At 45.6% G+C, this 12,828-nt stretch carries 8 protein-coding genes; 5 read left to right on the top strand and 3 right to left on the bottom strand.

Going from position 1 to position 12,828, the window contains the following annotated elements; all coding sequences use genetic code 11:
• Positions 1 to 50: 50 nt before the first annotated feature.
• The 3 genes from QUA38_RS04285 to dnaK all read right to left on the bottom strand — a co-directional run bounded on the left by QUA38_RS04285 (position 51) and on the right by dnaK (position 6,264).
• A complete protein-coding gene (locus tag QUA38_RS04285; RefSeq protein WP_333159519.1) occupies positions 51 to 2,486 on the bottom strand; it encodes a dynamin-like GTPase family protein in 2,436 nt (811 codons plus the stop codon).
• A gap of 384 nt (positions 2,487 to 2,870) precedes the next feature.
• Entirely contained in the window at positions 2,871 to 4,031 is a 1,161-nt protein-coding gene (locus QUA38_RS04280) for a J domain-containing protein (protein ID WP_333159517.1), read from the bottom strand.
• 124 nt (positions 4,032 to 4,155) lie between these two features.
• Entirely contained in the window at positions 4,156 to 6,264 is a 2,109-nt protein-coding gene (gene dnaK, locus QUA38_RS04275) for a molecular chaperone DnaK (protein WP_333159515.1), read from the bottom strand.
• 307 nt (positions 6,265 to 6,571) lie between these two features.
• Between dnaK and QUA38_RS04270 the strand changes: the two genes are divergently transcribed.
• The 5 genes from QUA38_RS04270 to QUA38_RS04250 all read left to right on the top strand — a co-directional run bounded on the left by QUA38_RS04270 (position 6,572) and on the right by QUA38_RS04250 (position 12,516).
• Positions 6,572 to 7,822, top strand: a complete 1,251-nt coding sequence (locus QUA38_RS04270) for an FAD-dependent oxidoreductase (RefSeq protein ID WP_333159513.1) — start codon at positions 6,572 to 6,574, stop codon at positions 7,820 to 7,822.
• Between the two features lie 265 nt (positions 7,823 to 8,087).
• Positions 8,088 to 9,008: a DUF6745 domain-containing protein gene (locus tag QUA38_RS04265; protein WP_333159511.1), complete on the top strand. Its 921-nt coding sequence runs from the start codon at positions 8,088 to 8,090 to the stop codon at positions 9,006 to 9,008.
• Positions 9,009 to 9,164: 156 nt separating this feature from the next.
• Entirely contained in the window at positions 9,165 to 9,956 is a 792-nt protein-coding gene (locus QUA38_RS04260) for a Uma2 family endonuclease (protein WP_333159509.1), read from the top strand.
• A gap of 122 nt (positions 9,957 to 10,078) precedes the next feature.
• On the top strand, positions 10,079 to 11,167 hold the full coding sequence (locus QUA38_RS04255; protein ID WP_333159507.1) for an SPFH domain-containing protein: 1,089 nt from the start codon (positions 10,079 to 10,081) through the stop codon (positions 11,165 to 11,167).
• 86 nt (positions 11,168 to 11,253) lie between these two features.
• On the top strand, positions 11,254 to 12,516 hold the full coding sequence (locus QUA38_RS04250; protein WP_333159505.1) for a hypothetical protein: 1,263 nt from the start codon (positions 11,254 to 11,256) through the stop codon (positions 12,514 to 12,516).
• The last annotated feature ends 312 nt before the right edge of the window (positions 12,517 to 12,828 follow it).

The raw sequence follows: 12,828 nt of genomic DNA, 5'->3' as shown, positions 1-12,828 counted from the left end.
CAATAAACACAGTAAAGAAACCAGGTGAATATAATTCACCCGGATTTCAATTATTCACCCTCCACCGAAACACTATCATTTTGTCCAATTACAGGCAACAAATGCTCGTGCAACTTCATCGCCTGCAAACAACTATTAATCCCAGAAACCGCCCGATCGTACTCTTGAATCTTTTGCTCATTCTCAGCTTGCCGCCGCAGATTCCCAGCAATCTTTTCCTCCGCCTCCTGTGCCAAAGTTTGCTCCAAATAATCGCGAGCTTGACTGTATTTCTGCAAAATATCATCAGCTTGCTTTTGGGCCAGCGGCAACAAATGCTCTTTCAGGGTTTGGTTGACAGTTTGGCGGAAAGTTTGCCGAATAGTTCTAGAGACTTTTGGCTCGAAATCTAGCCGCAATAATTGCCGAATTGCAGGTTGGGCGTCCACCATGTTTTCGCAGTCGAAACCTTGAGAAGTTTGCTGCAATGTTTCCCGGAATTGATAAATCGAAAATGTGCCTTCGTCGTAAAAACGGGGACTTTCTCGCACGTAGCGATCGCACTCAACGCCCGCCGCATTTACCAAAGCATCAGAAACCCGCTTTGATAACTCCTCTAACTGCTGTTCAATTCCCCCATCATTCCCCAACAACCGATAAAGTAATCGATAGTATTCTGACTTGCGAACGCTATCTTTCAAATACTGGAAATAATTATCAACCAGTGATTTAGTAGCCTCTACTAAAATATCTTCCAACTGATTCGCTAAATAATAAAGTGCTTCAACTAAAACAGCAATTAAAGGTGCTGTAGCATTGCGGGGATGATTCCGTAAAGTACGTCCGTAAGCCGCCTCAACAGAAAATCCGTCTAACAATTCATCCAAGCGCCGGATCATCCGAGATTGCAGTTGCCGAAAGTCTATATCGAAAATATCGCATCTGTTCATAATCATTTCATTGACTTCTTCGGCGATATGTTCCCGAAAATCCTGTCCGACTTGCTGCAACTCTTGATTTAGTCGCAAAAGTTCCTGTGCTTTCATTGCTTCAATTTCACGGGGCTGGCTGTCCAAATTCCGCTGAATTGTTTGGTAATGTTTCCGCAGTTGAATGCACAAATCTTCTAAGTCGTCAGCTAAATTTTTGAACAGTTGCGGGCGTTTTTCTTCTGTGAGGTAACGGGTGATAGCTGTGCGAAAATCTTCGATGCCGCTATCTTGAATTAATTGAGTAATTAATGGTTGTCCTTGCTCTGCAAGAATCCGCACGTAGTTTTCATTTGGTGTTTCGTAGCTGTTAACTGAAATCCGAAATTTGCTCGGAGATAGCTTGCCGGAATTCGCACAGTAGCGATTAAATTCACTAACAAATTGCGGAGTCTCTTCACTATTACTAAAAAAATCTGAATCTAATTTATCATCTCCAAAAACTCGCCCTTTACTGGTGGCAAAGATTGTATTTAAACCAAAGCGATCGCGCCCTGTTGTCCCTCGAATCAAACTCCCGTAAAACCCCAACAATCCGCTAGTTTTATAAACTCTCGCAGTATCGCGAAAGTCGGAATTAATCAGATTTTCTAAGCGCTGCCGCAGTTGCGTGTTGTACCAAGTTTCGTCAATGCGGTTGAAAATGTAAAACAGTCGATCGCGAATTCCCGGATTTCCCCGTGTTTTTTCCATCAACTCGGTTTCTTCCGTCGTCATTTCCCCAGACGAAGCTGCTTTCAAAACGCAGACAACCGCCGAAGTATCGGGGCTTTCAATCTTATCATAAGTCAATTCTGCATCCCGTTGCACGGGTGCATCAATTCCCGGCGTATCGATAATAATATTGCCATCTTGCAGCAGCGGATGATAACAGTAATATTCAACTCGCTTGAGTACAGCACTGTTACTACCGCGACGGGCATAACTAGCAGCTTCCTTGAGATTGGAAAAGTTAAACTGTTCCATCGAGTAGGTAGCGTTTTCGAGAGTTTGGATGCGATCGCGATTTGCCTCAAAACCTTCTAACAGCAGCATCAAAGCCTTAGCTTTTTTGGCTAACTCGGATTTATTTTCGCCGCCTTCCGTTTCAATAATTATGTTACATCCCTGAGACAACAGCGACACTACATCTGTTTGATTAATATTAAGTTCAGTAGCTAAACCTAACTGATGGCACAGCACAGAAGCTTGCTGGCTAATCTCAAACTCGCTCAAAAAAGTGAGAACAACGCGCTCTTTTTCCGGCTCAGCAAAGGCGATATAACATTCCGTACCTGTCGCGTGTCCTTCTGCACTGTAGAGCAATTCTCGCTCCAGCAAAGCATTAATTAGCATGGATTTTCCCGCACTGAAAGCGCCAGCAAACACAATTTCAAACTCAGGAGAAATTGCCTTTTTCAGAGAAGCTTGTACCGCCGTGATATCTTGTTGTCGCAAAGAAGATTCCTGACGCAGCAGTTGCAGTAAGGAGTCAACTTGCTCTTGCAGATTGTTGCATTGAGGGGGCATTTGAGTCATGGCGGCAGACTGCTCCTGATTTTGGGAAAATTACCTTATTGTTAATTCTCTGCTAGTTCAGGAATAATCACAACAGTAATTTTACTTATGCGATCCAGGATGGCTGAAAGTGCGATCTGCTATTCTGGCGACAAATCCTATCGTTTACGGTTGTTTCGGAATTATTAAACCGCAGAGGCCGCAGAGGCCACAGAGGAAGACAAGAGAGAGATGAATAATTGCTATACCCACGCATTTGATATCGTCTATTTACAGCCAAGTGGCTAAATCTGATATGTCCGTAAAATTTAGCCAAGCATCTCCTAATTTTTCGTACACGATTAGTAGTAAGGCGCGCATTATTGCGCCCCTACAAAATTAAACTGGCGCATTGCGTACTCTATATTAAACCGATAAATCCTGACGCGGTTTAAAAGACTCAACCTGTCGCAACTTCTCGTACAATTCTCGTTCCTCTTCACTAATTTCTTTGGGAATTAACACCTGAATTTCTACCAACTGATCGCCCCGATCGCCATTTCCTGTTGGATAGCCTTTGTTAGCCAGCCGCAACCGCTTTCCAGAGGTTACTCCCGGCGGCAATTTCATCTTTACCAAGCCGTCTAGCGTCGGTACTTCAATATCTCCCCCCAACACCGCTTCGCTGGGAGTCAGTGGCAATTCGCAGCAAATATCCGACATTTCCAAGCGAAAAAATGGATGGGGAGAAACCGTGATTTTCAAATATAAATCTCCGCCGCCCATACCTTGATTTCGCAAGCGAATCCGCTGGCCTGATACCATAGCAGGAGGCAGAGTCACCTCGATCGCTCGCCCATCTTCCAGACGAATTCGCTCGGTACCGCCCGAATAAGCCCTTTCCAAAGGCAGAGTTAGCCTGGCCTCAATGTCCCTTCTCGTTTCGCGATCGACTGTTTCTCGTCGCATTTCGCGATCGACTGTTTCCCGCCGCATTTCGCGATCGACTGTTTCTCGTCGCATTTCGCGATCGACTGTTTCTCGTCGCATTTCGCGATCGACTGTTTCCCGTCGCATTTCGCGATCGTCAAAATCCCTTCTAGGTGGGCGAGAATTAGCCACATAACTCGTTTTCTTAGAAGCCGTATTCCACGGTTCAGAGGAGGCTACTCCCTGTGTATCATTCGCTGTCGCCATCCTCACTTCCCGGCGTCTTCCGAGCACTTGATCGAGAAATTTATTAAAATCCGAGTAATCACTAAAATCGACATCTTCGGTCGGTTTTTTCCGGGTAGTTTTAGTGTTTCCCCAAGTTTTGAAATTGGGAAGTCGCACCCCTTGCTTGCCTTGAAATCCCTTTTGTTTCCAGAATTTACTAAACTGATCGTATTGAGTTCGCTTCTCAATATCGGAAAGAATATCGTAAGCTTCATTAATATCCTTAAACCTATCTTCAGCAGATTTATCCCCTGGATTTACGTCAGGGTGCAACTGTCTGGCTAGCCGTCGATAGGCTTTTTTTATCTCATCAGCCGTGGCATCTTTGGGTACTCCCAAAATTAGATAGTAATTGCGAAAATTCTGCATAGTTAGTCATTAGTCATTAGTTATTAGTCATGAGTTATTAATTATTAGTCATTAGTCATTAGTCATGCTGCTTCCCTGCTTCAAACTAGGGACTAATGACTAGGGACTAATGACTAACCACTAATTAGAGCCAATCGTCGTCATCATCCCAATCGTCGCTTTGATTTTGATAAGGGCGAGTGGGGCGATTAGCACTGCTTCTACGATCGCCCATACGATCGCCCATTCGATCGCCCATTCGATCGCCCATACGATCGCCCATACGATCGTAGGGGCGATCGGGAATTGGATCGACAGTCGATCGCCTGTACGGTTTAGCATTGGTATAATAGCTGCTATCATCGCTGCGCCGCTTCGTACCGTCGCCCGTAAAAGTCCGCTTCACAGACTCAAAGAAATCATCATCATCGTCATCCATCGCAAACGCCGAAACTTCCCGGCTCAAATCGTAAAGAGCATCCTGCAAATCCGAACCAACTTGGTCAACTCCCCGCTCATCATTGCGTTCCAAACTGTCTCGCAATTCCCGAATTAAAGTTTCAATTCGCTGGCGGCTTCTTTGAGCAAACTGCATTCCGCGATCGAGCGCAACTTCCCGCAACTGCCGCTCGGCTTGATAAGCTAAAGCTTCAGCGCGATTGCGTTTTTCTACCCTTTCCCGCTGCAACTTATCAGCTTGAGCAAACTGTTCCGCATCGCGAATCATTTGATTCACTTCCTGCTGACTCAGCGTCGAAGCACCTTGCACAGTAATGCTTTGTTCCCTGCCGGTAGTTTTGTCCAAAGCAGTCACCAACAGCATCCCGTTAGCATCAATATCAAAAGCTACTTGCACCTGCGGAATCCCTCGCGGTGCCGGCGGAATTCCAGTTAGTTTAAACCGTCCCAAAGACTTATTATCTCTGCCTAATTCCCGTTCCCCTTGAATCACGTGAATTTCTACCACAGTTTGGTTGTTTTCAGCAGTCGAAAAAATGTCCGATCGCCTGACGGGAATAGTAGTATTTCTCGGAATCAATTTTTTCATCACCCCGCCGATAGTTTCCAAACCCAGCGACAGCGGCGTCACATCCAACAACAGCACATCGCGAACCTCGCCTCCCAAAATCCCCGCCTGAATTGCTGCTCCCACCGCCACAACTTCATCGGGATTCACATTTTGATTCGGCTCTTTATCAATCAAGTTGCGAACAACTTCCTGCACCAAAGGAATCCGAGTCGAACCGCCAACTAGCACAACTTCATCAATGCGAGAAGGACTCAAACTTGCATCGGCTAACGCTTGTTTCACCGGACGCCGCAGCCGCTGCACCAAATCTGTGCACAGCCCCTCAAATTGACCGCGAGTTAGTCGCGTTTCCAGATGCAAAGGCCCGTCTTCGTTCGCATCGATAAACGGCAAATTAATCTCGGTGACACCGACTCCCGACAGCTCAATCTTCGCTTTTTCTGCCGCTTCGATCAAGCGCTGCAAAGCTTGGCGGTTGCGTCGCAAATCAATTCCTTCTTTTTCTAAGAATTGTTCTGCTAACCAATCCACAATTTTGGAGTCAAAATCATTGCCGCCTAATTGAGTGTCGCCGCTAGTGGCTTTGACTTCAAATACTCCGTCTCCCACGTCTAAAATCGACACATCAAAAGTACCACCGCCCAAATCAAACACTAAAATAGTTTGACTTTCTCGCCTGTCCAAACCGTAAGCCAAAGAAGCCGCTGTCGGCTCATTTAAAATCCGTTTGACATCAAGTCCGGCAATTCGTCCAGCATCCCGCGTCGCCTGTCGCTGCGAGTCGTTGAAATAAGCCGGAACAGTAATTACAGCCCCCGTCACCTCTTGTCCCAGATAGCGGCTGGCTTCATCTGCGAGTTTCCGCAAAACCATCGCCGAAATTTCCTCTGGGGCAAAATCTTTTTTCAGGCGGGGACACTTGATTTTGATGTTCCCGTTCTCGTCGCGGCGAGTTGTGTAAGGCACGCGCTTTGATTCTGGAGTCAGTTCGGTATATTTGCGTCCGATGTACCGCTTGACGGCGTAAAAGGTGTTTTGCGGGTTGAGAACAGTCTGGCGTCTGGCCATCTGTCCCACCAGGCGTTCTCCTTCCTTTGTGAAAGCGACTACCGAGGGAGTTGTCCGCATCCCTTCTGCATTGGCAATCACAACCGGTTTGCCGCCTTCCATGACGGCTACTACTGAGTTTGTTGTTCCGAGGTCAATGCCAACTACTTTACCCATGCGTCAGTTTTCTCCTGTGGCGTTGTGTGTAGCCTTTTCAATATAAGCGTTAAGTATGATTGCATTTATTGTACCGCGTCGAGAAGCGGGGGCTGCGGAGGGATTGCCTCACCTGCGGCTGAGCCAGGGGTGCGATCGATCCCCTGGTGGATGTGCGAGATCCTGCGAGGAGTAGGAGTGTCAACTTGGGAAAGCAGTGTATGTTCATCTTTTGACAGCTAAAAAAAATTCAGAATAGATTAACTAATGCGTTTTGCTAAACTAAAAACAGCTAGCAGGATTGTTGAGCAAACAGGAACATAAAAATATGACTGTCAACTCTGTTCAAAATTCAGAATCCTCTCAAGAACACTCGATAGTTGACGTGCAACAGACCAACTGCTGCATTGTGGGAGGTGGGCCTGCGGGTGCTGTTTTAGCATTACTTTTAGCGAGGCAAAACATTCCAGTCATGCTACTAGAAGTACACAAAGATTTTGACCGAGAATTTCGGGGCGATACGCTGCATCCATCAGTAATGGAAATTATGGATCAATTGGGTTTAGCAGAAAAATTGCTGGAATTGCCCCATACAAAAATGCGCCGCCTCACCATCCAAGCTGCTGGAAATACCGCCACCCTCGTAGATTTGTCCAGTCTCAAAACCAAGTATCCTTACATCACTATCCTTCCGCAAGTCAAGTTTCTCGAATTCATCACTGCCGAAGCGCAGCGCTACCCCTGTTTTCAGTTAGTAATGGGAGCTAATGTCCAAGAAACGATCGTAGAAAATGGGGTTGTGTGCGGAATTCGATACCGGGGACGCGGGGGATGGCATGAAGTGCGATCGACCCTCACTGTCGGTGCAGACGGTCGCTTTTCCCGCCTTCGCCAATTAGCAGGTTTTGAACCGATTAAAACTTCCCCGCCGATGGATGTCCTTTGGTTTCGTTTGCCGCGCAGTCCCCATGATGTCGAAGATTTCGGCGTGGGAGGTCGAGCTGTTGGAGGTCATTTATTAGCCATGATTGACCGCTTGGATTATTGGCAACTCGGTTACATTATTCTGAAAGGCACCTATCAGAAATTGCGCGACTCAGGAATAGAAGTTTTGCAAAAATCTGTTGCTGAATTAGCACCAGAATTTGCAGATAGGGTCAAGCAACTGAAAGATTGGTCGCAAATTTCTTTTCTGTCCGTTGAATCGAGTCGCCTTCCCCGCTGGTATCGTCCCGGTTTGCTCTTAATTGGGGATGCCGCTCACGTCATGTCGCCCGTAGGCGGTGTGGGAATTAACTATGCTATTCAAGATGCTGTCGTCGCGGCCAATGTACTCAGCGCCTCCCTGAAAAATAATCACTTGCATCTGTGGGATTTGGCAGAAGTGCAGCGACAGCGGGAGTTGCCTACACGCATCATTCAAGCATTTCAGTCGTTTGTACAGGAGCGAATTATTAAGGGGGCATTAGATACAAATCGACCGTTTACACCGCCCCTTTTGTTGCAGTTACCAATTTTGCGAAATATTCCAGCGCGATTAATTGGTTTTGGATTAAACCGGGTTCGCGTGCGAAATTAATCCGATACACCAATCCTAAATATAGAGGTAGAATGACGCACGGGTGGTCAGAAACCGGGTTTTTTGACGAAAATCTTTCGCACTCACCCACATATTCGGTAAAAAACCCGGTTTCTTTGGCATAGATGAGTAATTCCTGACAAGATTGAATTTCAGTACAAACTTAATGAGGCCAGATTTATGCAAAGTATTAAAGTACGATCGCGCGTCGGTGCAGACAGGATTACTTCTTGAGAAATATTGTTGGCAGACTTAGAGGAAAACGATGATCGAACAACTGACCCCGCAACAACAAGCCCTGATTCCAGTTTATCGAGAAAAGTGGCGAAAAATTGCACTCTCCACTGAGCCCATCGACCGCGAAAAAGCCACACAATCAGTAAGATTTGCCTATGCAGCCCTCGGCTATAAAGAGCCGCAGATTGTTATCTGCGATAGCCCCTGTGCAGCTTTATATCGCATCTTTATTCCAATTTTTGAAACCTACCAAAAATCTCCATCTTGGAGGAAGATAAAACAGGAAATAACGGCAGTTTTAGGCCATAATTTGACCTACCAAATGCTGAGTCAAATCGTGACAAGAAAAGAGGAGTATTTTTGGTTTTATCTGCTGAATACAGAGGTATATATTCTAAGAGAGCTGGTAGACTATTTTAACCTGCTGCTGTGGTCAGCATTTGACAGTTTAGAAAGATCGATCGATTCTCGCAGACAAATCACCGGAGGTTATACATGGTACGAAAGATGGCGTAAATTCGATAGGTTTGCCAGACATCAATATCATGACATCAATAAATTTTTTTCTGCAGCGATATCTCGCGGCGCGTTAAGTGATTTCTATATTTCAGTATTAAACGGCGATCGCGATACCGTTAAATGGAGAGCATTTCAGTTGCTAGTTGCCAACTGCGCGTGGATTTATCCTTTGGAAAATACTTGTATTTTGTGCGATCGCCCCCGCATCCTCTCCTTCGACAGTGAACACCGCCTCCACGCCGAAGGAGGGCCTGCCATTCTATTTGCTGACGGATACAGCCTCTATGCTTATCACGGCGTCACCTTACCCGAAAAATACGGCCAAATCCATCCGAACGAATGGCGATCGGAATGGCTGTTATCAGAAGATAATACTAATTTGAAAAAAATCCTAATTCAAACAATTGATGACATGCGATTAAATGGGTAAATCCGAGAATTTATCATAAGTAATTTTCAGTATAGGTTTGAATAACTAAGGGAGATATAGTTAGTAATTCAACAGTTTAAATGAGTTTTATTAATTTAAAATAAGAGCTCGATTTCTCTGCTTCTCAAAAACACCTGCAATCCAAATAAAACTATTATGAAATTGACGTTAGATGTAGAAAACAACCCCACAGGCTGGCCAGACCACACTCAGCTACCCGAATCAGACGGCACTTTTGTAAAGAATTTCCAAGAACACCCCCAAAGCATCCTGTTAACCGATTCAATTACTCCCGTCTTCCAAAGCATTCATCCAGATGGTAACTATTGTATCGGTCAAGACACCGGTATTTATTGGCGATTAACTGAGCCGCTAGAACGGGGTGCGGAAGCACCGGACTGGTTTTATGTGCCTAATGTCCCGCCAACTATTGACGGTCAATTGCGCCGTTATTATGTGATGTGGCAAGAATTTGTAGCACCGTTAATTGTGTTAGAATTTGTATCAGGCAATGGTGCAGAAGAACGAGACAGAACGCCTTTGTTGCGATCGGGTCAACAGGAAACTAAGCCGGGTAAATTCTGGATTTATGAAAATGTGATCCGTCCGGCATTTTACGGGATTTATGAAGTAACTAAGGCTAGCGTTGAAGTCTATCACCTGATCGAAGATAGGTATCAATTAGTTGCTGCAAACGATCGCGGTCATTATCCCATTGAACCGTTAGGAGTGGAATTGGGAATTTGGCAAGGAAGGTATCAAAATGTTGAGTTACCTTGGCTGCGCTGGTGGGATAGTCAAGGGAATCTGTTGTTATCGGGATCTGAAAGAGCTCAACAAGAACAGCAAAGAGCCGATCGCGAACAAGAAAGAGCTCAACAAGCAGAAGACCAATTAGAGCAATTGCGCGCTCAGTTGCGCTCGGCTGGAATTGAACCGGAATTGTGAATTGTCTGCAAGTGCGATCGCGCCCATCGCCAGCGATCGCACCTAAAAACTTTACAATGGCGATCGGGAACATCGATCACTCCTATTGAAGCTAAAATCAAACAACAACCCCAAATAAATCTATGGGACTCTTTGACAAGATTCGCGGCGAATTTGTCGATATCATCGAATGGTTAGACAATACCAGCGACACCATTGCCTATCGATTCGAGCGCCACCAAAACGAAATCAAACAAGGTGCTAAACTAACTGTACGACCAGGACAAATAGCAGTCTTTGTCAGCGAAGGTCAAGTTGCCGATGTCTTCGATCCGGGAATGTACGAACTGTACACTCGCAATTTACCCGTTCTCAGCACCTTAAAAGGTTGGCCCTACGGTTTCAACTCTCCCTTTAAAGCAGAAGTCTACTTTTTTAACACCAAAATATTTACCAACCTGAGATGGGGAACCTCTAACCCTGTAATTATCCGCGATCCAGAACTCGGCCCAGTGCGAATGCGGGCTTTTGGCACATACAACATTAAAGTTTCCCATCCAGAACAACTCTTAAAACAACTAATCAGCACAGACGGACTATTTCAAGTAGATGAAATCAGCGAACAGTTACGCAATACAATAGTCAGTGCCTTTGCCAATTGGGTTGGCAATTCCCGCGTTCCCCTCTTAGACTTTGCAGCCAACTACACCCACATGGGCGAACAGGTACGAGTTGCCATAGAGCCAAGTATCCAGCAGTTTGGGTTAGAGTTAACTCAGCTATTAATTGAAAATATCTCGATGCCGGCTGAAGTTGAAGAAGCACTCGACAAACGAGCCTCGATCGGACTTCTGGGAAATATGCAGCAATATACCCAATATCAAGCTGCTAACGCCATAGAAGCATCAGCAAATAACCCTAGCGGTGGCAATCAAGCATTAGAATTTGGCATGGGAATGGCACTAGGTCAACAAATGACAAATATGATGCAGTCACCAGCATCCCAAACACCACCGCCACCTCCCCCGCCAATACAAACTCAGTGGTATATTGCCCAGAACGGTCAACAATCAGGCCCTTTTGAATTGCATCAACTTCTGCAAAATGGTTTGACACATCAGGTAATGGTGTGGCGTGCTGGTTTTGACGGCTGGAAGTTAGCATCGCAAGTGCCGGAATTAGCATCTTTGTTGGCGACAGTACCGCCGCCTCCCCCGCCAGCCGCAGCCTAAAATTTTGCATATTTAGTTAATTGGTAATTGGCAATTGGTATGCTTTCCCGATTACCAATTACCAATTACATCACCAATTAATCATTATGAATACTTCAGAACCTGCTGTTAAACGTTTTCCCTGTCCTAGCTGCGGGGCTTATTTAGAGTTCAACCCCCAAGCAGGAAAGCTCAAGTGTGCTTACTGCGGCTGGGAAGATGCAATTCCCCAAACTGCTGAAGAGGTAAAGGAGAACTCTTACGAACAATATCTCCAAGTCGATCGCACGACGCTGACAACTTTATCAACAACAGCCCTGGAAGTAAAATGCAATGATTGCGGAGCAAGTGTTACTTTTGAACCGCCGAAAGTAGCGGGTAAATGCCCCTTTTGTGCTTCTCCAATTGTGACGCAACCTGCAAAGGCCAGCCCTAGCGTCCACCCAGAGGGAATTGTACCCTTTGAAGTTAGTGATAAACAGGCCAGAGAAAGCATTCAGAAGTGGCTCAGCAATCGCTGGTTTGCTCCCTCTGCTTTGAAATCCCTAGCCCAACAGGAGAAAATTCAAGGGGTTTATTTGCCGTTTTGGACTTACGACACTTATACGGTTAGTTACTATCAAGGTTCTCGCGGAGAACACTACTACGTAACTGAAACTTATACGGAAACAAACTCGCAGGGCGAAACAGAAACTAAAACTCGCGAAGTGCAACATACCAGGTGGTGGCCTGCTTCTGGGAAAGTCGATCGCTTTTTTGACGATATTCTGATTCCGGCTACAACTTCAGTCGATCGCCCGCGCCTGGATGCGTTAGAACCGTGGCATCTCAAGGAGTCGCTGCGCCCTTACAATTCATCTTATTTAGCTGGGTTTGAAGCGCAGCGATCGCAAGTCTCTCTCGATCAAGGATTTGAATCTGCTAAAAATGTCATGGCCGGTACTATTCACTCGGATGTTTGCAGGAATATTGGTGGCGACGAGCAGCGGGTTCACAGCATTTCTACTAATTACAATGCTATCACTTTTAAGCATATTTTGTTACCTGTGTGGCTGTGCGCCTATCGCTATCAAAACCAGCGATATCAAGTAATGGTTAATGCACGCACCGCTGAAGTTCAAGGCGAACGTCCCTACAGTGTTTGGAAAATTACTGCTGCTGTTGTTAGCGGTGTCGTGCTTGCGGGTGTTATGTACCTATTGTTTACTGGTAATTGGAAATATATCCGTGTTCCCGGTCTCCCTCAACCGCAACCCCAACCAACTTCCTTACCTGTACCCAGCCAAAAATTACCAACAGCGCCTGTTCCCTCTAGCGCACCTGTACCGAACAAAAAATTACCGCCAGCGCCTGTTCCCTCTACACTCTAGTAATTCTGGATTGAGCAGTCACCGGAGGCGGCGGAGGCATCGTCGTCGGTGTAGTAGTCGCGATCGAGGCCAGTAAAATTAACTCAATTATTATTTTGTCTGAAGCAATAAATTAATGTAAATCTGCCTTAAGGAGTACACAATAGTGTTTTTACGTATATTTTTTTAAACACCCAAATTAAATAGAAAAACTTCTCTTTAATTTAGGTGTTGCTTTAAGGATAGATTATAATTCCAATACTCCGGACAGTTTTTAAATAGGGATGCTTACGCAATAAAGCACAGAAGCGAAAAAACAGAGTGCTATCTGAA

The sequence above is a fragment of the Microcoleus sp. Pol12B4 genome, from assembly GCF_036701385.1.
In the GTDB taxonomy this organism is placed as follows: domain Bacteria; phylum Cyanobacteriota; class Cyanobacteriia; order Cyanobacteriales; family Microcoleaceae; genus Microcoleus.
The sequence above is the reverse complement of the archived record's forward strand: the minus strand, read 5'-3'. Positions and strand labels throughout refer to the sequence as shown.

Bases quoted from the DNA above. Each gene is read 5' to 3' on its own strand.
- QUA38_RS04285 (WP_333159519.1), bottom strand. From the start codon at position 2,486: ATGACTCAAATGCCCCCTCAATGCAACAATCTGCAAGAGCAAGTTGAC.
- QUA38_RS04280 (WP_333159517.1), bottom strand. From the start codon at position 4,031: ATGCAGAATTTTCGCAATTACTATCTAATTTTGGGAGTACCCAAAGAT.
- dnaK (WP_333159515.1), bottom strand. From the start codon at position 6,264: ATGGGTAAAGTAGTTGGCATTGACCTCGGAACAACAAACTCAGTAGTA.
- QUA38_RS04270 (WP_333159513.1), top strand. From the start codon at position 6,572: ATGACTGTCAACTCTGTTCAAAATTCAGAATCCTCTCAAGAACACTCG.
- QUA38_RS04265 (WP_333159511.1), top strand. From the start codon at position 8,088: ATGATCGAACAACTGACCCCGCAACAACAAGCCCTGATTCCAGTTTAT.
- QUA38_RS04260 (WP_333159509.1), top strand. From the start codon at position 9,165: ATGAAATTGACGTTAGATGTAGAAAACAACCCCACAGGCTGGCCAGAC.
- QUA38_RS04255 (WP_333159507.1), top strand. From the start codon at position 10,079: ATGGGACTCTTTGACAAGATTCGCGGCGAATTTGTCGATATCATCGAA.
- QUA38_RS04250 (WP_333159505.1), top strand. From the start codon at position 11,254: ATGAATACTTCAGAACCTGCTGTTAAACGTTTTCCCTGTCCTAGCTGC.